Origin of the sequence: Gemmiger gallinarum, from assembly GCF_014982805.1 — a bacterium.
GTDB lineage: Bacteria > Bacillota > Clostridia > Oscillospirales > Ruminococcaceae > Gemmiger > Gemmiger gallinarum.
The window spans coordinates 679559-703303 of sequence record NZ_JADCKC010000002.1 but is presented as its reverse complement, the minus strand read 5'-3'; the positions used below and the strand labels follow the sequence as shown (position 1 = coordinate 703303).

The following is a 23745-nucleotide window of genomic DNA, read 5'->3' as shown; positions in this document are numbered from 1 at the left end:
TCTTGGGTACGGTTTTGTGGCGGGGTCCGCGGGGTACGCAGATACTCCCTTTTATAAAGGAAGTATCTGACCCACTATGACACTTTCCGGCGTTGCCGGCAAAGTGCCTCGTGGGCCCGCTGCGGCGGGAGGGGATTTACGGGGCGCTGCCAACCATCCGATTATGCAGCATCCCCGACAAGGCTGGAACAGTTGTGCTTTCTATCCGGGTGGGTACATCTTTGTACCAGCCTTTGAAGCGGCACATTCCTTTCGCCTGTTTTCCTTCCCGGCCTGCCCTTTACCAAAACGCGGGTGGTGGAATCTGTCTCTATCTATCTTTTAGAGATATAATATAAATCTATCTATATCGTGCCGGTTTTTCCGGCAGGTCAGTGTCGGGATTTCCGGCGGGTAGCTGCCGGATGTTCCGGCGGGTTATGCCGGGATTTCCGGCAAGCGGTCACAGCTCATTCGGCTCCTTTGGACGGGGCAAATTCATGTAATACCGCCGTGCCTTGCCGTTTGGCTGCCCCGGCACCGGCTGCAACAACCCGCAGGCTTCCAGCGCGGCAAACAGCCCGGCTGCCTTCTCCCGGTGGCAGTGCAGCATCCGACCCACGCTGGCCTGCGAGAGGCTGACACAGGGCCTGTGTCCGGCTTTCCAGTGCCCGGTGGTATCCTGGGCCGACAGCCGCAGCAGCCCCAGCAGGCGGCCGTACAGCAGCTTGCTCTCACTGGGCAGGCTGCGGTAGGGTTCCTCTGCAAACAGGCTGGCGGGGATCATCAGGAAACTGTCGATGCGGTTCAAGTTTTCCTCTGCGGGGACAAGTTCATGGTTCAGTTGGCACCTCCTTGAGTCATGGGTGGTTGCGGGTTTGGTCTGTCTCTCCTCCTCTCTGCGCCGTTGCCGCCTCAGGTCCGGCAGGCAACCTCCTCGGCTGGCGCTGTGCCGTTTTCTCCCGCCTTGGCAGGCTCCCACATCGCTGCGATCTTTGCGCTGCTTCCCCGGCAGGGTCACTGTTCGGTCGTTCCTTCTGTTCTCGGAAGATGTTTGATTATTTCGTTATAGTTTCTTCCGACACATTCAGTATACGGCCCCTTGTCTATCAATGCAAGATGTGTTAGACTGTTTTCATGTTGGATGATTCACACGCTTTTCTGCACAAAGACTGCAACACGGCAAAACACAGCGCTGTTTGCAAGCCACATTTCCTCCAACACAGGGCGGTGAAGGAATTTTGAACTACCAGACGTATCTTTTCTTTGATGGCCGAACCGAGTATATTCAGGGCTACGACACGCCCCAGCACACCTTCCCGCTGGGATCACTGGTGTTCGAACTGCTGGATATGGAGTTTGCTCCCTATCTGGAACAGGCCACCGGCTTGCTGGACCGGTTCCGGGATGCGGATTTTCCTTCTGAGCGCACGATGGCACAGAGCCTGGCCGAGCCGGAAACCTGCGTCTACTACCAGGCGGCTTCCTTTTATCACGGGCTGGCGGAGGCCGTTCGGACAACTTCCCCGGCCTTGTTTGACCTGCTGGAGGGATACTGTTCAGCAACTTTTCGCCGTTTTAAGCAAGAACTGGATCGGATGACCGGTCAGCTCTCGCGGGCAAGCCAGGGGCAGGCCAGTGGCAGCCGTTTGTCTACCAATTCACTATTCCAGCGCGCCGTCCAAACCGGCAACCTGGCGCTGACCAGCGACTTGTTGGAAGGCTACTGCCGCAGCTTTCCTGCTTACACGGAGCAGATGGAGGTATTCATCGAGCTGGATACCGAAGACGCCTCCCTGTGTGAAACCGCCCTGTTGTTTTTAGAGTCCTTTGCGGAGCTTCTCCGGCAGCTTACCCAGGCGGCAGAAGATTTTCGCAGCCTGATCGCCGCCACGCTGGTAGATGAGGACGGCCGCCCCCGGACAGAGCATGGCCAGAGTCCTTCGGAGCTGCTGGCAGAACTGGCCGAACATGGCGATTCAACCTATCAGAAATACCACAACCTGGAGGATGACATCCATATCCAGACTCGCTACAAACGGCCAATAGACAACAAAAAAGGCGGCATTTCTGCCGCCACGTTCTACGCGAGCGATACGCTGCCCGCGCTACTCTTTTTGGAATTTGTACAGATGTGTGCCCAGAATCTGCCGGTCGCCGTCTGTGAAAGCTGCCACCGGCTGTTCGTGCCCTTCTCCAGCCGCGCCAAGTATTGCGAGCGGGTTCTGGACCCGGAAACCGGCGCCACCTGCAAGGACATTGCCGCCAAGCTGGCATACGCCGAGGAGCTGAAGGCCGACAAGGCCAGGGAGCTCTACAACAAGACTCGCAACCGCTACCAGATGCGCTGCTCCCGCGCCCCTGGCAACCAGAAGATGCGCGTCGCCTACAACGCCTGGCGCAAGCAGGCACAGATGGCGCTGAGCAAGTATCAGTTGGGGGAGATCGGGTGGGAGACGTTTGAAAAGGTCATCCAAACAGGATTATAAAAGGGGCTGGGCAGCGCAATTGTTTATTCTGCGCTGTCCAGCCCCTTTTGCTTAGCAAATGACCGTTGAATAAAAAACAAACCCGAACCCATGCTCAAAGAGCAAAAAGTTCGAGTTTGGCTTATTTTGGTGAAGCGCCAGCCCGCGAATCCGAACCGAAGGCTGCGAAAACATCGGCCAGGCTCACGGTCTGGCTGCCGTTCTTGTAGTTGTAGGTGAAGACCAGCTTATCGTCAAATACATAGATTGAGTTGAGGAAGATGTCGATGATCTGCCGCTGGTAGGCCTTGTCGTTGGGGTCGCCTCCCTTGAAGCGGGAGATCCACTGGATGATGTCCTCCCGGCTATATTGGGGCCGTTCCAGCTCCGCTTGCAGGATGCTGGACTTCAGCTCTGCCCGCAGGTTTTCCAGCTCCTCCAGCCGCTGCCGGGTACTGCTGGTGAAGATGCCCTGCTGGATGGCATTGAGCATATTCTCAATGCCCCGCTCGGTGTCGGCCAGTTGACGGCGGAGCAGCGGCAGGGCGCTGTCCTCGGCGCCTTGCAGCACTACCAGTTCGTCTGCGATCTGGGCAATGAGGTCGTCCTGGAACACCCGCTGGATGGTGTACTGCACTGCCACCCGCTCGATCCAGTCCTTCTTCACGGCCTTTTTGTGGCAGCCCAGCCTTCGCTTGGCCCCGGCGCATTTGTAGTAGCGGTGGATGGTGCCGTTGCGGCCCTTGCCGCTCTCGCCGATCATCAGTCGTCCGCAGTGGCCGCAGAACAGCTTGGTGGTCAACAGATATTCTTCCTCGGCCTTTGCCCTGGCCGGGGCGTGCTGATTCTTCTTCATCCGCTCCTGCACCCTTTCAAATAGTTCTTTGGGAATAATGGGCGGCACCGCATCCGGGATGACCACGTCCTTGTAGTGGTACTCGCCGATATACTTCCGGTTTTTCAGCATGGTGTTAAAGCTGCTGTGCCGGAAAGGATAGTTCCGGCTGGTGCGAATGCCCCGCTCGTTCAGCGAGCGGATGATGGTCCGCAGATTCTCTCCGTCCGCATACCGCTGGAATACTTCCCGCACCACCGGCGCAGTCAGCGGGTCTATCTTCAGCCGGTGTTCCTCATCCAGCCGATACCCCAGCGGGATGGTGCCGCCGTTGCTGCGGGCCTTGAGGGCATTTTCCCGCATCCCACGGTTCACCTTCTGGGCCAGTTCCGCCGAGTAGTATTCCGCCATGCCCTCCAGCATGGATTCCAGGATGATGCCCTCCGGGCCGTCGGCAATGCTCTCGGTGGCCGAGACCACCTTCACCCCGTTTTTTCGCAGCTGGGATTTGTAGTGGGCGCTGTCGTACCGGTTGCGGGCGAAACGGTCCAGCTTCCAGACCAGTACCGTATCGAACAGCCCTTTGGCGCTGTCCCGAATCATCCGCTGAAATTCCGGGCGGTTGTCCGTCTTGGCGGACAGAGCCCGGTCAATGTAGCTTTGCAATATCAGGATGCCGTTCCGCTCGGCGTATTCCTTGCATTCCCGCAGCTGTCCCTCGATGCTTTCCTCTCGCTGGTTGTCGCTGCTGTATCGGGCATAGATGACTGCTTTCATTGGCATTCCTCCTTCTGGTCACTTGTGGGGTTTGGGGCGCCGCCCCAAGGTTTGCGTTTGGTGGATATCCAAACGCTATGCTTGCAAAATCAGTCGCGGCAGATGGGCGCGGCTTTTCAGCTCAACACAGTACCACAGGAGCCCGCTGAAAGCTATCACCAATCTGCACAACCTTTTCTGCCGGATCTATGCAAAAGAGTACCGGCTGGAAAGGAATACCCTTCCCAGCACGGCGGGAGTTCTCAACCCTGCTGCTCCCGTTCTGCACGCCATTGTTTCAGAGCGGCTTGTCCTTCGTCGCTGGCAAAGTAGGCTCGCATCTGCGGCAGCAATGCGCGGGCCAGACTTTCCACCGCCGTTTTTGGCAATCGCTCTGTCTGGTTTGTCTTGATGACCTCGGTGGCAGGCACCCCTCCTTTCCTGTAAGCATATTCCTCTTTCCCAGTCGGTACAGGTGGGTGGTAAGCGATAGCTTGCCACCCCCTATAGTCCCCCTCCATGAGACTGTTTGACAAGAAAATTCGTGTTCCCAGCATAGCATCCGGGAATTGCAATTTCAAGGCTTTTTGGGTATACTGTAAGTAATCATATTTTTGCAGAATTATAATTCCCATAAAAGCACAGCATACAGGAGAAGATACACAGGAGGATACATGGAAGGATACGCCTTTGTAACCAAGGAACCGCTGTTGGGGCCTGTTGTACTGGCTCTTCGGGTGGATGTACCTGGCCGGAAAGAACAGCTTTGGCTGGGAGAAGAACAGGATGTGGAGGCTGCCCTGCGAGGAAAAGAGCGTTCGCTGTTTCTGGCCCAAACCCGCCCGCTGGGGGCCTTTTGGTGTGAGTTCGGGCAGACAGCCGCCGAGGGCTGGACCCAGGCCATTTGGGCCCTTTCCGACGCCCTGACGGCGAAGAAACGTTCCCAGCGGGAAGAACGGGAGCAGGCCGCTGCCCACCTTCTTTCCCAACAGGCAGAGGGAAACGGCACCAATGCTGCCGCTTGGTATGTGGCCATTCAGATCTGGGAGATGTATCTGCGCTGCCGCCGGGGCCGGGACAGCCAGCAGGCGGCTCAGTCCCTGCGGGACTATGCCCAGCTGCTGACTCTGCCTTTTGGCCAATATACCCCGGAGATGGTCCACTGGCTCCGGGACAAGCCGGTGATCCCCGTCTGGAATGACCGGCGGGACGGAAAGCTGGAGGTGTGGTATCCCCAGGGGCAAATGCTTTTTGAGTGCGCCGTGGTGAAAGAATCCTTGCGGCCCGCCCTCATCTACTACCGCCAGCGCATTCTGGATGCCGGGCTGCTCATGCGCCGGTGCAGCCAGTGCGGACGCATCTTCTTCGGCCCGGACGCTCGCAGCACCCTGTGCAGCGACCGCTGCCGCAAAGCCAGCCGAAAGGCCGCCAAGCGCCAGTTTGACGGCCGGGCCAAGGGCAAAGACTACGAGCAGGCCTACGACCGGGAGTACATGTTCTGGTACAACCGCATCACCAAACTAAAAAAGGCCGGCGCACCACCCGAACAGATCGGGCGGGCACAGGCCGCACTGAAGGAGTTCCGCAAAGAAGCCCTGCTCCGTAAACAGCAGGTCAAGGAGAAAAAGCTGCCCGCCAGCCAGTTCATTAGCTGGATGATCGGGCAGGAGGCGGTGATTGAATCTATCTAGGCAGTAATAATTCATATTGCCATTGATTTAATGTTTTTACAATGATAAGATGGTTACAGGTGCCAGAGCAATGATATGAGTGCAGTATACTCATGCCATATGGAGGAGCAATGGAGAGAAGGAAAACGCAGGCTATGGCGTCGCATAGCGCCATATTTTTATTGCTGAGTATTTTTACATTTGTGTTTCTTGGTTCGGAATATCTATATGTCAATATGGTCTCCCGCATTGTCGAGGAAAGCCAGACGGTCATTGCACAAAATTATGCGCTGGGCGTCAATGCCCTTGGATTTCTTATATACCCGCTGATAAACCGCTCTGTCCGCGAGAGGAACAAGACGATCCTTATATTTTCCCTATCGTTCCTCTCCATTATCTGCATATTTTTGATCCAACAGCACATCTCGTTTTCCGTCACGCTTGCGGCAGGCGTGGTTCTGTTTCTGTTGCTGGGCGTTTTTGGCGGCTCCGTTCATTATCTGGCTGCCTGCACGATCCGGACCGAACGCATAGCCGGCCTGGTGGGAATCTCCTACGCGGCCGGCATCCTGCTACAGTACGCAAACAACAATTTGGTAAATATAGAGATCGCGGAGGCCGCGGTACTCTCTGTTTCCCTTGCGGTACTGAGTGTTTTGATCATGCGCACACGCCGCATCCACAAAGAAGCACTCGCATCGGATGAAACGGCGCCGCTCCGAACCGCGCTCCGCCCCGATGAAATGTCCAGAAAGAAAATACCGGCGGGACTGCTCCTGGTACTTCTGGTGGCCCTGATGGCCTGCGTATTCAGCACATTGGATAACGCGATCACCCTGGGCCATGCGGCGGGCACGATGGACATCGGGCAATGGCCCCGTATGCTGCTGGCCCTGAGCGGCCTGGCTGCCGGTTTCCTCTTTGATATCCGGAAAAGAAAATATATGACGCTGATGATGTACTGCGTGATGGTGCTCTCGGTGCTGTGTGTGATTGTTCTCCGGTGGGGCGGGCCATTCCTGACCGGAGTAGCGGTCGCCTATGTGGCCTCCGGATTTTTTGTCGTGTTTTTTACCACCAGTTTTTTGGAGCTCGCTGCCTGTATGCGCCTGCCGGACCTCTGGGCCGGCATGGGACGGGCGGTGAATAATCTCGTGGCGGCGCTGGTTACCAACGGCTCGGTGACGCTGCTCCTTGCCGGCAGGAGTATTACGCTGATCGTCCTCATGCTGGTGCTGTTTGTCGCGGCCAGCATCCTGATGTTTGCCTACACGGTCAAGGCTTATGCCGTATTGGCGCCGCCCCCGGCTCCGGCGGCGGGCTACACGCCGAAGGAAAAGTTCTCTTCCTTTGCCAGCCTCTATTCATTGACTGACCGGGAGCGGGATGTGCTGCAGTATTTACTGGTCTCGGACGGCAGCGTGCAGGATATCGCGCAGCAGATGGCCCTTTCCCGTCCTGTGCTGTATCGCCATATCAGAAGCCTGAATGAAAAGACCGGAACCCAGAGCCGGATCGGCCTGCTGCAGTTCTATTATGAGTGGATGCCGGAGAACAAGGGCGTTACCCCTGAAAAAAGCCCGGATTTCAAGGCGTGAGACAAATGTACCCCCCCTGTCATTCGAAAAAAACGATGTAAAATAAAAAAAGAGACAAATGTAACCTTATATTTTAAGGCCATCTATGCTACGCTTTCCACAGATACTGGCGCAGCATCCCGGCCTACGACAAACCGCGTCAGGATCTCCTGGCGCGGTTTTTTGCGTCCACCCCGTCCGCAGCGGTGTGGGACGCTCAGGCCAGGCAGTCGCTGTATAAGGAGGAAATGAAATTTGAGAAAAACAGGATCTATTTTAGTGGCCCTGCTGCTCCTGTTTGGCCTGACTGCCTGCGGCGGTCCGGGAAACGAACCGGAGAGCGAAAGCGTGCCGAAGGGAGATGGTCAGATAACATCGGAGCCTGCCCCATCTTCCCGGGAACCCGCGGTGTCGATCACGGAAACGGCGGCCAGGACTGTGGATTTGGAACTGTATGAAACCCCAGATTTCAGCATCCAGATTCCCAAGGGCTGGACGGTCACCAGCGGCGGTACAGGGATGTATCACTCCATCCGGATTCAGGACCCCGCTGAGCCCCTCAATCAGATGTTCGTTCTCTTGAAGGCGGATATCCTGCTCCACAGTCAGGAGGGAAAGGACGCCTGGACCTATTATTCCGGCGTGACCGGTATGCCTGATATGCAGATATTTGCCCAGGCTCCCGTGCTGTCCAGCCCATCTACAGAGAATTTTTATCAGATCTTCCCGCAGTACGCCGACTTTGCCGCCCAATATGGCCCCGGCTATGCCGGCTATACCTTCCCCCAGTTTGAGGCCTTCACTGTGACCGAGCGTTTCCCGTCCACCGGCAGCCTGAGCGCCTACGCGCTGGGCGATGAGCTGCTGCGGGCCACCTTCACCGAAGACGGCAGAGAGGGAGAGGGGATGTTTGCCGCGTCGGTCGTGGATTTTGGCAGTGTTCCCATCGCGGCCGGCCCGCCGGTAGGCTACCAGCTCCCCCAGGCGGACGGCGGGTATTATATGGCGTATAACATCATGGCGGTCACAGCGGCCAAGGACACCTTCGTTGAGTGGGAGGGCATTTTGACCGAGAGCCTCGGCACACTGGAGTACTCGGAAAACTTTGTAAACGCCACCATCCAGGCGGGGCAGGAAGTGGTACAGCAGGCCATGGACTTCAGCCGAAATGCAAACGAGGTGCTGAACGGGATCATGTCTTCCTGGAAGGCGCGAGACACCAGCGTGGACATCCAGAGCCAGAAGCAGAGCGACGCCACATTGGGATATGAGCGCGTTTACGACACGGAAACAGGTGATATCTACCGGGCGGAGAACGGCTGGAGCGACAGCTATTCTGGGGAGCGCTATCAGCCGGTGACGGAAGACGAGATGTACGTACAGCCCATCAGCGGCTATATTGAGTGAAAACTGCCCTTCTTACAACGACAGGTAGCTGCATTTTTTTAACGAACAGGAGGAGCGTGAATGAATTATAGCATCTCGAAGATCATCCCATATGTCCGTCGGTATGTGCTCCTTGGAATTTATGACGTGCTGGACGGCGAAAGAGTGCCTTATCAAAAGAAAGAGGACACGGTCATGGCCAAAGCGGAGGTATACGGCAATCTCAGCACCTTTTCTATCTCTGCCGAGGAGCAAGAGATGGGGACCGAGCTGAAGGTCACCATGCTGCAGTCCTGCGTGGGATTGTCTGAGCAGGGAAAAGAGCGGGCCATGACCGCTGTGATGGATCGAATCGTACAATATCTGGAAAACGAGCTTTTGATGAATAATCGCGCTGCTATAATAATGCCGCAGGAGGATAAATATGGATAAGAAACGTGCAGGAGTAGTCCCGTTCTGTTATTTTGCGTTCAGCGTCATGGATCTTTGAATGATACCTCCGGATCTTGATCTTATATTCGGTTGGCAACGCACCATAAATGGAATCTACTTGCGAACGGTAGGGACAATAAACAAGAGTTTTTTCTCCTTTAGAAACATATTTGATTATGCACCTATGGATGTTTTCGACCGGCCTGTACCATGGAGATAAAAAACTACATTACTTGTGTAAAAGAACTTTATAAAGACCCCGTTTGCTTTGGGTGCTTTGTCTACTATCTAATGCTGGAGCAAAAAATACCTCTCCCTCCAAAGAGCGAGCGCATTCCTGAGCATTTAGGTTTTCAATACGCCTATAAAAAAGTAAAAGAGGATATTGCTCCTGTGGCGAAAGATTTCTTTGATAATCTTGAAGTTCTGCAATTAGAAAAAGAACTCGCTTCTGATAGTAGCCGTTCTACAATGGCTGTTGAGGATTATGATTTGATGAGTGGGCAAGAATTTGAGCAGGCCATTGCTAAAATCTTCAAAAACATGGGCTATCAGGTAACAATGACCCCCACTACCGGTGACCAAGGAATAGATATCATTGCAGTTAGAAATGGCATCCGCATCGGAATACAAGCGAAGTGCTATACCGGAAAAGTTGGCAATTCCGCAGTTCAAGAAGTTGTAGCTGGAAAACAATACTACAATCTCAACCGCTGCATGGTCGTTACTAACAGCGTCTTTACAAGTGCTGCTGTTGCGCTGGCCAAGGCAAACAATGTTACCTTGTGGGATCGTCATGTCCTTGAGGAAAAGCTGCTTTCTTTAAGTTGCGAAGAAAGTGATTGAATGAGAAGGGGAGGCACTTGTAATATGCCTCCCCCTTCTTAATGAATGATTTGGTTTCTAGTCTTTCTTTTCAACTTGAATGCTATCAGAAACACCAAAGTCATCAAATATCTTCAAAAAATCATCTAGTGGTCTGTTACCTTCCTGTGCCAAATCAGGTATTATGTTACAAGCCAAATGGTACATGAGCAGTTTACATTGATGCTTTCTCTTTGCTGTTTTACTTCTCTCTACAAGATTTTTTCTATCTAATGCAATCAAGCGATTCTCCGCTCGCCCATGGTGATATGCTATTACTCCATCTATTTGTTCGTAGGCGAGTAGCATTTCGGTGCATTCAAGGATATCTAATACTGTGAAATTTTCACCCTCAATAACCGTATTTTCTTCTTCTTCGATAACAAAAATAAACTTGTATTCCTTGACAAAAGCCTTTTCTTTTTGGATGATTTCTTCTGCTCCCCTTAAATAATCATTGTAATGCTCCATGTGCTTTTTTGTACTACTGCTCAAAGCACAACACAAATTATCGACAGATGGATTAAGGGGCACCTTTTCCCCATTTGGATTTTTCGATAACATCTTATCAACTGGAGTATTCAGCGCTCGCTTTAATAAATCTTGGTTTCCCTCTCTATATGGGGATACTTCAAAGTGTTCCAACATGTAAGCAACATTACCGATTGCGACTACGCCATCAGGGCAATTATGCTTCTCTGTTTCTGGAAATTGCTCGATAATCTTTGCAAAGTCAATACTATCGGAGAAATACTCGCAATGTGCGTTGGAGTCTTTTATAGAGTTATATAACCTTTTCAGCTCTTTCTTTGCATCCGACATTCAATGTTTCCTCTACTCGTATCGTCCCATAAAGTTAATTCTGAATATAACAAACAAATCCGAACCCGTCGCCAACTGGCGTAAGGTTCGGATTTGTTTTGTTTGGTGACCCGTACGGGAATCGAACCCATGTTACAGCCGTGAAAGGGCCGTGTCTTAACCGCTTGACCAACGGGCCATTACAATACAAGATTTCGCTAAAACAGCAAGCTACTCCCCGGCCACGATTGCAACCGGCCCCCAAGTATTTTAGCGAAATCTTGTATGATGGTAGCGGTAACTGGATTTGAACCGGTGACACTTCGGGTATGAACCGAATGCTCTAGCCAACTGAGCTATACCGCCATAAAATTGTCTGCACCATCAAAGGTGCTTTATTATTATATGCAAACTTGTCCCCTGTGTCAACCCCTTTTGCCGGTTTTTTGCGGTTTTTTCTGGAAAAATCAAAAAAGAAAGGGCCGCCGCGCCCTTGAGCGGGCGGCCCCGAGGCTTACATCGGGAAACTCAAATTTACTTGTGGGTCTTACAGTCCCAGGGCTGCCAGATAGGCGGCTTCACGGGCGGCGATCTGTGCCTGGTAGGCCCGGATGGAATTCAGATAGGCGTCGTTGCGGGCGTCGGCGGCAGCCTGCAGAGCCTTGCCCTGGGCCTCGATGGCGGCGTTCTGGGCCAGCTGTGCATTGTGGGCGGCCTTGCCTGCGGCGATGATGGCGGCGGCATCTGCATCAGCCTTCGCCTTTGCCTGGGCGGAATATGCCTTTACGGCGTCAAGGTATGCCTGCTCCTTGGCAGCGATCTGCGTCTGGAATACCTTGATGGCGCCCATATAGGCATCGTTTTTGGCCAGCTGGGCGTTGTGGGCAGCCTGGCCGGCAGCCACAATGGCGTCATTCTTTGCCAGCTGAGCATTGTGAGCGGCTTTGCCTGCGGCTACGATGGCGGCAGCGTCTGCATCGGCTTTTGCCTTTGCCTGTGCCGTATACGCGCCTACGGCCTTGATGTACGCATCCTCCTTGGCAGCGATCTCTGCCTGGTAGTCTGCCACAGCGGCGGCGTAGGCTGCCTCACGGGCATTCGCCGCGGCCTGGACGGGGTTCTCGGCCATGACAGGGACGGCCAAGGCTGCAATCAGCCCCAACGTCAGCAGCAGCGAGATCAGTTTCTTCATACCTTGATTACCTCCTTTGTTTCCGTCCCACTGTCCGGAGCCTTTCCGGACCCTCAACGGACGGCTTTTCTCTTATGTGGTAATTTCAGTATAGTACACAATTGTGAAAATTGCAATGCTTTCTTGGTTTGTTTTACTATATTTTTTTCACAATGTTGATATATTTTTTATATAGATTCTCTCAAAAAGCTGTTTTTTCTGCCCCCATCCCCAGTCCTGACCCGGCAAAAGAAAAAGACCCCCGCCCCCTCCTCTCGGAAAGGGCGGAAGTCTTTTTTTTACAGCACAGGCAGGCCGGGGGCATTCTCCCCCGGCCCTGTCCCGGCAGGAACCTTCTTACTCGGCGTCGTCGGGTTCGGGATCTCCGGCACCCTCATCGGCCTTGGCGTCCTCCGCCTCCATGCGGGCGATCTCCTCGGCGGAGAGTTCCTCGCTGTCGGCGTCCTCCTCCGGCTTGGCGGTCTCGGCGCCGTTGTCCCGGTCTACCCGGGCCACCATGACCAGGCGGTCGGCCTCATCCAGGCGCATGACCCGGACGCCGCTGCCGTAGCGGCTCTGGACGTTGATGTCGTCGGCGTGCATGCGGATGATGATGCCCTCCTGGCTGATGAGGATCAGGTCGTCGGTCTCATCCACGATCTTCACCGACGCCACGCCGCCGTGAGCGTAGTTGCGGATGCCCTTGCCGCCGCGGCGGGTGATGCGGTAGTCGTCAATGCGGCTGCGGCGTCCCTTGCCGTTCTCGGTGACGGTGAGCATGGTGGCTCCCGGACGGCAGACGCAGACGCCCACCACGTAATCCCCCTCGCTCAGGCGGATGGCCCGCACGCCCCGGCTCTGACGGCCCATGGAGCGGGCGTTGGACTCGGCAAAGTGAATGGCCATGCCGTCGTGGGTGGCCACGATGAGCTCATCGCTGCCGCCGGTGAGGTGGCACCAGGTCAGGGCGTCACCCTCGTTCAGGCTCAGGGCAATGAGGCCCGCCTTGCGGATGTTGCGGAACTGAGACAGCGGCGTCCGCTTGATCAGGCCCTGCCGCGTCACCATGGTGATATAGCTGTTTTCCTCGTCGATGCCCGCAGGCTGGCGCATCATGGTGGTGACCTTCTCGTCGTTCTGCAGCTGGAGGAGGTTCACAATGTTGGTGCCCTTGGAGGTGCGGGCGCCTTCCGGCACCTGATAGCCCTTGAGGCGGTAGACACGGCCCTTGTCGGTCATGAAGAGCATATAGTCGTGGGTGGAGCCGACGAACAGTTCCTCGGTGAAGTCCTCGTCCTTGTGGCTCAGGCCCGCAATGCCGCGGCCGCCCCGGTTCTGGGCGGTGTAGGTATCGGCGGCGGTGCGCTTGATATAGCCCGCGTGGGTGAGGGTATAGACGCACTGCTCCTCGGGGATCAGGTCCTCGATGTCCACCTCGCCGGAGACCGCCTCAATGGAGGTGCGGCGCTCGTCGCCGTACTTGTCCCGCAGGGCGATGAGCTCGTCCTTCAGGATGGCCTTGACCCGGGCGTCGTCGGCCAGGATTTCCTTGTAATTCCGTATGCTGGCGTGCAGCTCGTCCAACTCGGCCTCGATCTTCTTGATTTCCAGACCGGCCAAACGGCCCAGGGGGAACTTGCAGATGGCGTCGGCCTGGACATCGTCAAAGCCGAACTGCTCCATAATGGCCACCTTGGCCTCGGCCTGGCCGCCGCCGCAGTGGCGGATGGCATAGATGACCTCGTCCACGATGTCCACGGCCCGCTTGAGGCCTTCCAGAATATGGGAGCGTTCCTCCGCCTTTTTCAGGTCGTACTGGGTACGGCGGCGGATGACCTCGTCCTGGAAGTCCACATACTTCTGCATCATGCTCTTGAGGGGCATGATCTTGGGGACGTTGTGGTCCAGAGCCAGCATGATGACGCCCACCGTGTCCTGCAGCTGGGTATAGCGGTAGAGCTGGTTGAGCACCACCTGAGGGTTGGCGTCCTTCTTGACCTCAATGACGATGCGCATGCCCTTGCGGCTGGACTCGTCGTTCAGGTCGCTGATGCCCTCGATCTTCTTGTCCTTGACGTAGTCGGCAATGGACTCGATGAGGCGGGCCTTGTTGACCATATAGGGGATCTCGGTGACGATGATCTCAAAGCGGCCGTTTTTCTTCTCCACGATCTCGGCGCGGCCCCGCAGGGTGATCTTGCCGCGGCCGGTGGCGTAGGCGGCACGGATGCCGGAGCGGCCCATGATGATGCCGCCGGTGGGGAAATCGGGGCCCTTGACATACTCCATCAGACCGGGCAGGTCGATGTCGGGGTCATCAATGAGGGCAACGATGCCGTTGACCACTTCCCGCAGGTTGTGGGGCGGGATGTTGGTGGCCATGCCCACGGCGATGCCCTGGCTGCCGTTGACCAGCAGGTTGGGGAAACGGCTGGGCAGGACGCTGGGTTCCTTTTTGGTCTCGTCAAAGTTCAGGGCCCAGTCGATGGTCTCCTTGTCGATGTCGGTAAGCATCTCGCAGGCCATCTTGCTCATGCGGGCCTCGGTATAACGGTAGGCAGCCGGGGGGTCGCCGTCCACCGAACCGAAGTTGCCCTGGCCGTCCACCAGCGGATACCGCAGGCTGAAATCCTGGGCCAGACGGACCATGGCGTCGTAGACGCTGGCGTCGCCGTGGGGATGGAACGAGCCCAACACGGCACCGACGGTATCGGCGGACTTTCGGTAGGGATGCTGGGGGTCGTTGCCCCGGATATGCATGGTGTAGAGGATGCGCCGGTGGACCGGTTTCAGGCCGTCGCGGACATCGGGCAGAGCGCGGGAGACGATGACCGACATGGAGTAATCCAGAAAGGCCGACTCGATCTCTTCCTTGACATCGCGGACGATGACCTTTGTGCCGGACCCCGGCACCATCACGATATTTTCTTCCATTTGTTTACCACCTTAATCGGGTTAATCACAAAAACGAACGCAGAACCAACAGACAGCCGCCAAAATCACACGTCCAGATTGGCGTAGATGGCGTTCTGTTCGATAAAGCGTTTGCGGGGCTCCACCTGGTCGCCCATGAGGACGGTGAAAGCCTCGTCGGCGCGCTCGGCGTCCTCGATGGTGATCTGGACGATGACGCGGTTATCGGGGTTCATGGTGGTCTCCCACAGCTGTTCGGGGTTCATCTCACCAAGGCCTTTGTAGCGGTTGATCTTGGCGCCGGGCATCTCGGCGGAGAGAGCCTTCATTTCGTCGTCGTTGTAGGCATACTTGACGGTCTGGCCTTTCTGCAGCTTGAACAGCGGCGGCTGGGCCACGTAAACGTAGCCGTGCTCGATGAGCGGCCGCATATAGCGGAAGAAGAAGGTCAGCATCAGGGTGCAGATATGGCTGCCGTCCACGTCGGCATCGGCCATGATGAAGATCTTGTGATAGCGCAGTTTGGTGATGTCGAACTCGTCCCCGATGCCGGTGCCCAGGGCGGTGATGACGGGGGTGAGCTTGTCGTTGCCGTAGACCCGGTCCACCCGGGCCTTCTCCACGTTGAGCATCTTGCCCCACAGAGGCAGAATGGCCTGGATGTTGGAGTCACGGCCCTGCTTGGCGGAACCGCCTGCAGAATCGCCCTCGACGATATAGATTTCGGTCTTGCTGGGGTCCTTTTCCCGGCAGTCGGCCAGCTTGCCGGGCATGCGGCTGGTCTCGAGGGCGCTCTTGCGGCGGACGAGATCCCGGGCCTTCTTGGCGGCAGCCCGGGCGCGGGCGGCCTGGGTGGCCTTCTCAAACACCGTCTTGGCAACGGCGGGGTTTTCCTCAAAGTATTCGGTGAGCTTGGCGTAGACCATCTGGCTGACCAGCGTCTTGATATAGGTGTTGCCCAGCTTGGCCTTGGTCTGGCCTTCGAACTGTGCCTCCTGCAGCTTGACGCTGATGACGGCGGTGAGGCCCTCGCGGACATCGGTGCCCGAGAGGTTCTCGTCCTTGTCCTTCAGGTAGCCCTTGGCCCGGCCGAACTCGTTGAACACACGGGTCAGAGCCGTCTTGAAGCCTTCCTCGTGGGTGCCGCCGTCAGGGGTGTGGACGTTGTTGGCAAAGCTCAGGATCAGCTCGTTGAAGCTGTCGTTGTACTGCATGGCCACCTCGGCAATGGCGCCGTTGGCCTCCCCCTTGATATAGATGACCTGGGGATGCAATACCGTCAGGTCCCGCTTTTCGTGCAGGTACTGCACAAAGCTGCGGATGCCGCCCTCGTAGCACATGCTCTCGCGGCGGGGTTCGGGGTTTTCCTCGGTGGTGCGCTCATCGGTGAGGGTGATGCGCACGCCGGCATTGAGGAAGGATTCCTCCCGCAGACGCTTGAGCAGCGTCTCGTAGTCGTAGACCGTGGTCTCGGTGAACATGAGGGGGTCGGGCTTGAAGGTGACGGTGGTGCCGGTGGAGGTGGCGGTGCCGATCTTTTTCAGATCGCCGTCGGCCTTTCCCCGGGTAAACTTCTGTTCATACTCAAAGCCGTCCCGGCGCACCCGGACGATGAGCCACTCGGACAGGGCGTTGACGACGGAAGCGCCCACGCCGTGCAGGCCGCCGGCCACCTTGTAGCCGGAATCCTCGCCGCCGAACTTGCCGCCGGCGTGGAGCACGGTGTAGACGACGGTGACGGCGGGAATGCCCATTTTGGGCTGGATGTCCACCGGGATGCCGCGGCCATTGTCGCTGACTTCAATGATGTCGCCCTTCTTGATGGTGACCTCGATGTGGGTGCAGTATCCGGCCAGAGCCTCGTCGATGGAGTTATCCACGATCTCATAGACCAGATGATGCAGGCCCCGGGGGCCGGTGGAACCGATATACATGCCCGGGCGCTTGCGCACCGCCTCCAGACCCTCCAGGACCTGGATCTGGGCGCCGCTGTACTCGTGATCGGTCACGGTCTCGCGGTTGGTTTCGGTAATGATCTCATTTGCCATTTGGCTGCCATCCTTCCCTTCAAAAAACCTGTTTTCCCTGTTTCCGTGCGGAAATCTCATGGTTTCCGCTCTTCCCTCTATTCTGGTTGGAAAAGGCCCTTTCTGCGGGCCTGATTGTCTGTGGTTTTCCTGTCCTCACTTCACCGAGAAATGCTCCGCCCTACCCTTCAGCGCCGCGGTGGACAGCTGGGACACATAGACGGTGTCGATGGGGAAATCGGTGACGATAAAGCTTTTGGGCAGGTCGTCGGACAGGTCGACGACGGCCCCTTCCTTCTCCGCCCGGGCCAGAAATTCATGGGTGATCCGCCCCGGCGAGGTGGTGTCCAGATCAAAAATGCCGATGATATCCCGGGTGTTCAGGATAAAGTCCCGGCCTGCGTGGAGATACATGCTTACGCTCCCTCCCTGTGTCTGTCCGGCCCCTCTGCAGGCATGGCGGCAGGGACCGCCGCCCCCTCAAAGGGCGTCTCGGAGACTTTGCCGCCCCGCACAAAGACCAGCTTGCCGTTGGTCCGGGCAAAGGCGGCGGAGTCGCAGGTGGTGACAAAGGTCTGCTTGTCCTCAATGCGGGTGAGCAGATAGGCCTGGCGGCTGTCGTCCAACTCGCTGAGCACATCGTCGAGGAGCATCACCGGATGCTCCCCCAGAATCTCCCCCGCCACGCTGGCCTCCGCCAGTTTCAGGCTCAAAACCGCGCTGCGCTGCTGGCCCTGGCTGCCGTAGATGCGGCCGGGCTGGCCGTCGATGTCGATCTCCATATCCTCCCGGTGGGGCCCTGCCAGGCAGAAGCCCGCCCGCAGCTCGGCGCTGCGGACCTCCTCCAGCTTGCGGGCCAGGGCGGCGGGGCCGGGCTCACAGGTGGGCTGGTAGCGCACGGCGAGGGTCTCCGCCCCGCTGGAAATGTCCCGGTAGTTCTGAGCCGCCGCGGGGGCCAGCCGCTCCAGATAGGCCGCCCGCCGCGCCATGAGGTCGGCGCCGCAGACGGACAATGCCTCGTTGAAGGTGTCCAGCATCATGCCGGCCCCGGGGGTAATGTCGTAGGCCTTGAGCAGGGCGTTTTTCTGGGCCACCGTGCGGGCATAGCGGCGCAGGGCCGTGAGATACCCGGGGTACAGCTGGCACAGCGCCGCGTCGAGAAACCGCCGCCGGCCCTCCGGCCCGCCCTTGACCAGGCTTAAATGATTGGGGTCAAAAACCACGGCGGTAAAGGTCCCCGCCACGCTGGCCGCCCGGCCCCGGTCCACCCCGTTGAGGCGGGCGGTGCGCCCCGGGCGCTTGGTGTCCCTGCCGCCCACGGTGAGGCGCAGGCTCTGGTCCCGGTCCCCCGCCGTAAAGTCCGCCTCCAGCACCGCAAAAGGTGCCTCGCGGCGGATGAGCTCGGCGTCCTTGGAGCCCCGGAAGCTCTTGCCCCCGGTAAGCAGCCAGATACTCTCCAAAAGATTGGTCTTGCCCTGGCCGTTGGGCCCGCAGATCACCGTCAAAACGGGGGACGGCGTCAGTTCCGCCGATTCCAGGTTGCGGAAATCCGTCACCTTCAGGCTGTTCAGGCGCATCAGCGACCCTCCGCCACCCGCAGGCTGCGGCCGTCCAGCGTCACCACGTCGCCGGGGACGCATTTTTTGCCCCGCATGGTGCAGACTTCCCCGTTCAGGGCCACGTCCCCGCCCTGGATGCGCTCCTTGGCCTCGCCGCCGGTCTCGCACCAGCCGCAGAACTTGAGCAGCGCTTCCAGCTTGATGAAGTCGGTATGGATGCGCACCGTTTCGGTGGAAGCATTGGTAAGATTTTCCTTGTCAGTATTTTCCATTTTATCCAGTTCTCCCTTACTCGTTCTTGAAGCGCACGGGCAGCACCAGATAGATAAAGTCCTTGCTCTCCACCGGCAGCATCTTGACGGGGCTTAAGGGGCCGTTGATCTCCAGCACCACCTGCTCGGAGCGGGAATTGCGCAGCGCTTCCAGCATATAGCGGTTGTTGAAGCCGATCTCCACGCCGTCGCCCTCCATCTTTTCGGGGGCGAACTCGTCCACCACCTTGCCCAGGGCAGTTTGACAGCGCACCGTGATTTTATCGGGGGCAAAGGTGATGCGCAGGGGGTTTTTCAGCCGCTCGGTGATGATGAGGGAGGCGCGCTCGATGGTATCGATGAAGCGCTTGCACTCCACCGTCACCCGGGTGCGGCAGCCGTCGGGGATGACGCTCTTGTAATTGAGGAACTCGCCCTCGATCAGGCGGCTCATGATGGTGTAGCCGTTGGTGGTAAAGACCACATACCGACGGTTTGCGTCGATCTTGATGTCGTCGTCCCCGCTGCCCATAATCTTCAGAAGTTCCTGCAGGGTCTTTGCGGGGATGATGATGCGGATATCCCGGGTGCACTCCACGTCCCGCTGGATGATGGCCAGCCGGTAGCCGTCCAGGGCCACAATGGTCAGGCTGCCCGGCTCAATGACGAAGAGCTCGCCGGTGTGGGCGGGCTTTTTGTCGTCCTGGGAGACCGCATAGATGGTCTTTTCAATCATTTCACGCAGCATCGAGCATTTTACCGTCATGGTATTCTCGGCGCCGGGGTTGGGCAGCGTTGGATACTCCCCGGCCATCATGGCGGGGATCTCGAATTCGGCCACGCCGCCCCGGATGGTGGCGGTGCCGTTGTCGTCCAGCTCCACGTGGACACTGCCCGCGGGCATGCGGCTGACCATGCTGCCGAAGAGCTTGGCGTCCAGCACCATCTCGCCGGGGACCAGAACGTTGCACTCAATGGTAGTAGTGATTCCCATTTCCATGTCGTAGCCGGTGAGGGTCAGAGAAAAACCCTCCGCCTTGAGGAGAATGCCCTCCAAAACGGGGATGGCCGCCCGGTTGGTGATGGCCCGGGAGACGCCCTCAATGGCAGAGGTGAGAAGAGTTTTTTCGCATTCAAATTTCATAAGCTGTCTGCTCCTGTGGGATGTTAGGGGGATGCCCGTTTTTCGGGGCAGCCGACCGGTTTCAAATTGGATACTCTCGTCTTATCGGCTTTGGGCCTTCTGTTGAGAAGCTGTTTTTCATTTTGCAAGAAACTTTCAAAACAGATGCAGAAAACAGAGACGTGGATAGTAGTAGTAGTAGGGACCGTGGAATCTGTGGAAAAGTCGGACAAAGCCTTTCGCCATGCGGAAAAACGGGCACGAATCCGTTTTTGACAATTTGTGGGGAAAATGTTGAAAGGGTTAAAAATTCAGGCTTTCAACTCGGATTGTGGAAAACGAATGTTAATTGTTGAAAAATCGGTTGAAACTGTTGATACTTTTCAACAGCCCTTTTCCGGCCCGGAATTCCAGCCCCGAAAAGCCCCATTTTCCTTCGATAAAAGGCACTTTTCCGGCGGTTTGTCCGTCAGGTGCGGACATTCTTGATGATGTCGTCCACCGTCTCCTTGATGTGGCGATCCCGTTGAATATTCTCCTCCATGGTTTTCAGGCTGTAGACCACGGTGGAATGATCCCGCTGGAATTCGGAACCGATGGCCTCCATGCTCATGCCGGTGATCTCCCGGATGATGTACATGGCCATCTGGCGGGCGGTGCTCACATTGGCGTTGCGTTTTTTGCCCCGGATGTCGGCAGGCAGCACGTTGTAGGTGCGGGCCACCTCGTTGATGATCTTCTCAATGGTCACCGGGATGGGCTGGGTGTCGTTGAGGGTATCCTTGATGGCGGTCATGGTCACGCCGATGCAGGGAGCGATGCCCTCCAGCATGTAGTAGGCGTTGAGCTTTTTCACCGCGCCCTCCAGCTGGCGGATGTTCTGCTTGAGGTGGTTGGCGATGTATTCCGCCACATCGTCGGGCAGGTCCAGGTTCAGCAGCTCCGCCTTGCGCTTGACGATGGCCACCCGGGTCTCGAAGTCCGGCGGCTGGATGTCGGCGGTCAGGCCCCACTCAAACCGGGTGCGCAGACGCTCTTCCAGACTCTTGATCTCCTTGGCGGGGCGGTCGCAGGCCAGGACGATCTGCTTGCCGGCGTTGTGCAGCGTGTTGAAGGTGTGGAAAAATTCCTCCTGGGTAGCCTCCTTGCCGGCGATGAACTGGATATCGTCGATGAGCAGCACGTCGGCTTCCCGGTACTTCTGGCGGAACTGCTCGGTGGTGTTGGTGCGCACCGCCGTGATGATCTCGTTGGTGAACTTTTCACAGTCCACGTAGACGATGTTGAAATCGGGATGGTTTTTCTTGATCTCGATCTCAATAGCGTTGAGCAGGTGGGTCTTGCCCAGACCCGACGGCCCGTAGATGAACAGCGGGTTGTAGGCGCCGGAAGGATTGGCGGCCACGGCCTGGGCCGCGGCGTAGGCAAACTGGTTGGAGGGACCCTTGATGAAGTTCTCGAAGGTAAAGTCATACCGGCCGGAAGGCAGCGAGTCCTCCGCCGAGGGGGCCGGGGCCTTTTCCGGCTCCGGCTGCGGCACCACGAACTGCACCTCGATGTCAAACCCCAGCACCGACTTGAAGGCTTCCTTCAAAAGGGCGGTGTACCGGTCGGAGACGATCTGACGGATAAAGTCATTGCGCACCGAGAGGGTGACGCAGTTGGAGTTTTCAAAGCTGACGGCCTTGAGTCCGCTGATGTAATACTCGTAGGCGGCGTCCGCCGTGTGGAGGCGGCAGTATTCTTTGGCCGCGTCCAGAACGTCGTTGAAAGAGTCCATTGTATTCCCCACTTCATATCGGAATTTTGCACATAACAATACGGGTATAGTATAGCACAAAACTCTGTACAATACAAATAATATATGTAATATATTATATACAGGAAAAGCCTTTTTTTAAACACCTGTCAAAGGGTGGATTCCGACCCCATAACAGGAAAATCTCCTGCCCTGTTCCCCTCCCTCGGGGGCGAAAAGGCGCCCTCCCCCGCGGCCGGGCAAAGTCCCCGGCGGGGTGTGCAACTGCGGTGCAATCATGGTATAATAACAAAACAGCCGCCACCGGCGGGGAAAATCCCGCCCGGCACAAACACACAAAAGACGGCGGCCCGGACAAGACAAGGAGAGTCAAGGACTATGAAAATACCTGCCAGAGGTTTTACCCACGGCGGCAAGTTCCATGCCGACGATGTGTTTTCCACGGCGCTTTTACAGATCCTGCGCCCGGATATCAAGATCACCCGGGGCTTTACCGTCCCCGACAACTTTGACGGCATTGTCTACGATGTGGGCGGCGGCATGTTCGACCATCATTCCGAGCCCCGGGAGACCCGGGCCAACGGGGTGCCCTACGCCGCCTTCGGCCTGCTGTGGCGGGTGCTGGGCCCCGGCCTGGTGGGCGAGCATCAGGCCCGGCTGCTGGACGAGAACTTTGTCCAGCCCCTCGACCTGAACGACAACACCGGGGAGCAGAACTCCCTGGCCGACGCCATCGGCAGCTTCAACCCGGTGTGGGATTCGGGGGACGACCCCGACGCCTGCTTCTGGAAGGCGGTGCCCTTTGCCAAGGCCGTGCTGGAAAATGAGATCGCCGCGGCCAACGCCGTCAACCGTGCCGACGCCGCCGTCCAGCGGGCCTACAAAAACGCCAAAGACGGCATTGTGGTGCTGCCCGGCTATATGCCCTGGAAAAACGGCCTGTACAAGACCGACGCCCTGTTTGTGGTCTATCCCAGCCAGCGGGGCGGCTACAGCGCCCAGTGCGTCACCGACTACCGTACCCGCCGCAGCAAGGTGCCCTTCCCCGCCGCATGGGCGGGCAAGCCGGAGGCCACCCTGCGGGAGATCTCGGGACTGGGGCTGCGGTTCTGCCATCCCAGCCGCTTCCTGGTGACGGCGGACGACAAGGACCAGGCGGTGGAGGCCTGCCGCTGGGCCCTGCGCGCCGAGGGCCGCCCGGTGGAGGGCGAATGATGTCCCCCCGCACCGGCCCCGCCCCCAGCACCGCCGCCGACTGCCTGCCGGTGGACCCCCCTGCCTGGGTCTATATGCTGCGCTGCGCCGACGGCAGTCTCTACTCCGGCTGGACCAACGACCTGGCCCGGCGGCTGCATGCCCACAACGGCGGCAGCCACGGCGCCCGCTATACCCGGGCCCACGGCGGCGGCACCCTGGCCTATGCCCTGCGCTGCACCGGAAAATCCGACGCCATGCACCGGGAAACCGCCCTGAAAAAGCTGTCCAAAGCCGAGAAGGAAGCTCTGGCCGCCACTTGGGCCAAAGAGAACACCATCACCATCCGGCTGGCCGCCCCGGAGGATGCGGAGACCATCAATGGATTGTACTGCTGGTATGTGGACCACAGCACGGCCACCTACCAGTACGGCCACCCCACGGTGGACGAGACCCGGGCGGACCTCTGCCTTGCCCTGGAAAAGGCCGCCTTTGTGGTGGCGGTGGACGGGGCGGGAAATCTGGCCGGCTATGCCTGCGCCCATCCCTGGCACACTCGGGAGGCCTTCTCCTGGGACGCCGAGACCACCGTCTACTGTGACCCCCACCGCCTGAGCCTGGGGGTGGGCAGACGGCTCTACACCGCCGTGCTGGAAATTCTCAAGGCCAAAGGCTACTGGAACGCCATCGCCCTGGTGGCCGACCCCAACCCGCCCTCGGCGGCTTTTCACAAGGCCCTGGGCTTTACCCGCTACGGCCGGGAGCCCCGCACCGGGTACAAGTTCGGCCGGTGGCTGGGGCTGGATTACTGGGTGCTGCCCCTGCAGGAGGGCACCGGCGCCCCTGCCCCCGTCCACTACGACCTGCCCCCGGAGGAGCTGGAAGCCATCCTGCGCCGGGCCAACGGCGAAAATTGAAACAGAAACAGCGAGAGCCGGGAAGTTTTCCACCAGTTTGTGGAAAACTTCCCGGCTCTTTTT

At 57.7% G+C, this 23745-nt stretch carries 21 protein-coding genes and 2 tRNA genes; 8 read left to right on the top strand and 15 right to left on the bottom strand.

The window, feature by feature from the left end:
- Positions 1 to 442 precede the first annotated feature (442 nt).
- On the bottom strand, positions 443 to 790 hold the full coding sequence (locus INF35_RS08810) for a hypothetical protein (protein ID WP_193501577.1): 348 nt from the start codon (positions 788 to 790) through the stop codon (positions 443 to 445).
- A gap of 430 nt (positions 791 to 1220) precedes the next feature.
- On the opposite strand from INF35_RS08810, the gene INF35_RS08805 reads away from it, so the two are divergent.
- Complete coding sequence (locus INF35_RS08805; RefSeq protein WP_193501575.1) at positions 1221 to 2468, top strand: DUF6076 domain-containing protein; 1248 nt, start codon at positions 1221 to 1223, stop codon at positions 2466 to 2468.
- 121 nt (positions 2469 to 2589) lie between these two features.
- Here INF35_RS08805 and INF35_RS08800 read toward each other — a convergent pair whose 3' ends face one another.
- Positions 2590 to 4059, bottom strand: coding sequence for a recombinase family protein (locus INF35_RS08800; RefSeq protein ID WP_193501573.1), 1470 nt, complete (start codon positions 4057 to 4059; stop codon positions 2590 to 2592).
- A gap of 242 nt (positions 4060 to 4301) precedes the next feature.
- The gene (locus tag INF35_RS08795; protein ID WP_165858971.1) at positions 4302 to 4469 is read right to left on the bottom strand and encodes a hypothetical protein; all 168 of its coding nucleotides are present in this window, start codon (positions 4467 to 4469) and stop codon (positions 4302 to 4304) included.
- 243 nt (positions 4470 to 4712) lie between these two features.
- Between INF35_RS08795 and INF35_RS08790 the strand changes: the two genes are divergently transcribed.
- The 4 genes from INF35_RS08790 (at position 4713) to INF35_RS08775 (ending at position 9103) form a co-directional block, all read left to right on the top strand.
- The gene (locus tag INF35_RS08790) at positions 4713 to 5729 is read left to right on the top strand and encodes a hypothetical protein (RefSeq protein WP_193501571.1); all 1017 of its coding nucleotides are present in this window, start codon (positions 4713 to 4715) and stop codon (positions 5727 to 5729) included.
- Positions 5730 to 5863: 134 nt separating this feature from the next.
- Positions 5864 to 7306, top strand: a complete 1443-nt coding sequence (locus tag INF35_RS08785; RefSeq protein WP_235983166.1) for a helix-turn-helix transcriptional regulator — start codon at positions 5864 to 5866, stop codon at positions 7304 to 7306.
- A gap of 234 nt (positions 7307 to 7540) precedes the next feature.
- Positions 7541 to 8692, top strand: coding sequence for a hypothetical protein (locus tag INF35_RS08780; protein ID WP_132587296.1), 1152 nt, complete (start codon positions 7541 to 7543; stop codon positions 8690 to 8692).
- 60 nt (positions 8693 to 8752) lie between these two features.
- Positions 8753 to 9103, top strand: coding sequence for a hypothetical protein (locus tag INF35_RS08775; protein ID WP_193501567.1), 351 nt, complete (start codon positions 8753 to 8755; stop codon positions 9101 to 9103).
- On the opposite strand, the gene INF35_RS14120 is transcribed toward INF35_RS08775, so the two are convergent.
- The gene (locus tag INF35_RS14120) at positions 9069 to 9278 is read right to left on the bottom strand and encodes a helicase-related protein (RefSeq protein ID WP_407925639.1); all 210 of its coding nucleotides are present in this window, start codon (positions 9276 to 9278) and stop codon (positions 9069 to 9071) included. The two genes, INF35_RS08775 and INF35_RS14120, sit on opposite strands and share 35 nt — an antisense overlap.
- Before the next feature lie 35 nt (positions 9279 to 9313).
- On the opposite strand from INF35_RS14120, the gene INF35_RS08770 reads away from it, so the two are divergent.
- Positions 9314 to 9949 (top strand): restriction endonuclease, encoded by a 636-nt coding sequence (locus tag INF35_RS08770; protein WP_193501565.1) that lies wholly within the window; start codon positions 9314 to 9316, stop codon positions 9947 to 9949.
- 57 nt (positions 9950 to 10006) lie between these two features.
- Here the strand turns inward: INF35_RS08770 and INF35_RS08765 are convergent, their stop codons facing one another.
- The 11 genes from INF35_RS08765 to dnaA all read right to left on the bottom strand — a co-directional run bounded on the left by INF35_RS08765 (position 10007) and on the right by dnaA (position 21592).
- The gene (locus tag INF35_RS08765) at positions 10007 to 10789 is read right to left on the bottom strand and encodes a hypothetical protein (protein WP_193501563.1); all 783 of its coding nucleotides are present in this window, start codon (positions 10787 to 10789) and stop codon (positions 10007 to 10009) included.
- Positions 10790 to 10892: 103 nt separating this feature from the next.
- Positions 10893 to 10967: transfer RNA gene (locus tag INF35_RS08760), tRNA-Glu, on the bottom strand.
- A gap of 90 nt (positions 10968 to 11057) precedes the next feature.
- Positions 11058 to 11134, bottom strand: a tRNA-Met gene (locus tag INF35_RS08755).
- A gap of 181 nt (positions 11135 to 11315) precedes the next feature.
- Positions 11316 to 11960 carry a hypothetical protein gene (locus tag INF35_RS08750; protein WP_193501561.1) on the bottom strand — a complete coding sequence of 215 codons (645 nt, stop codon included), beginning with the start codon at positions 11958 to 11960 and terminating at the stop codon, positions 11316 to 11318.
- Between the two features lie 336 nt (positions 11961 to 12296).
- Positions 12297 to 14873, bottom strand: coding sequence for a DNA gyrase subunit A (gene gyrA, locus INF35_RS08745; protein WP_193501559.1), 2577 nt, complete (start codon positions 14871 to 14873; stop codon positions 12297 to 12299).
- A 65-nt stretch (positions 14874 to 14938) separates the two neighbouring features.
- Positions 14939 to 16900 (bottom strand): DNA topoisomerase (ATP-hydrolyzing) subunit B, encoded by a 1962-nt coding sequence (gene gyrB, locus INF35_RS08740; protein ID WP_193501557.1) that lies wholly within the window; start codon positions 16898 to 16900, stop codon positions 14939 to 14941.
- Between the two features lie 135 nt (positions 16901 to 17035).
- Positions 17036 to 17293, bottom strand: coding sequence for an extracellular matrix regulator RemB (gene remB, locus INF35_RS08735; protein WP_193501555.1), 258 nt, complete (start codon positions 17291 to 17293; stop codon positions 17036 to 17038).
- Between the two features lie 2 nt (positions 17294 to 17295).
- Complete coding sequence (gene recF / locus INF35_RS08730; RefSeq protein ID WP_193501553.1) at positions 17296 to 18456, bottom strand: DNA replication/repair protein RecF; 1161 nt, start codon at positions 18454 to 18456, stop codon at positions 17296 to 17298.
- The gene (locus INF35_RS08725; RefSeq protein ID WP_193501551.1) at positions 18456 to 18710 is read right to left on the bottom strand and encodes an RNA-binding S4 domain-containing protein; all 255 of its coding nucleotides are present in this window, start codon (positions 18708 to 18710) and stop codon (positions 18456 to 18458) included. Before INF35_RS08725 ends, recF begins: the two co-directional genes overlap by 1 nt.
- A gap of 16 nt (positions 18711 to 18726) precedes the next feature.
- Complete coding sequence (gene dnaN, locus INF35_RS08720; protein WP_193501549.1) at positions 18727 to 19833, bottom strand: DNA polymerase III subunit beta; 1107 nt, start codon at positions 19831 to 19833, stop codon at positions 18727 to 18729.
- A gap of 448 nt (positions 19834 to 20281) precedes the next feature.
- On the bottom strand, positions 20282 to 21592 hold the full coding sequence (gene dnaA, locus INF35_RS08715; RefSeq protein WP_193501547.1) for a chromosomal replication initiator protein DnaA: 1311 nt from the start codon (positions 21590 to 21592) through the stop codon (positions 20282 to 20284).
- A gap of 357 nt (positions 21593 to 21949) precedes the next feature.
- Between dnaA and INF35_RS08710 the strand changes: the two genes are divergently transcribed.
- Positions 21950 to 22786, top strand: coding sequence for an MYG1 family protein (locus INF35_RS08710; protein ID WP_193501545.1), 837 nt, complete (start codon positions 21950 to 21952; stop codon positions 22784 to 22786).
- Positions 22786 to 23682: a GNAT family N-acetyltransferase gene (locus INF35_RS08705; RefSeq protein ID WP_193501543.1), complete on the top strand. Its 897-nt coding sequence runs from the start codon at positions 22786 to 22788 to the stop codon at positions 23680 to 23682. The genes INF35_RS08710 and INF35_RS08705 overlap by 1 nt, the downstream gene beginning before the upstream one ends.
- The last annotated feature ends 63 nt before the right edge of the window (positions 23683 to 23745 follow it).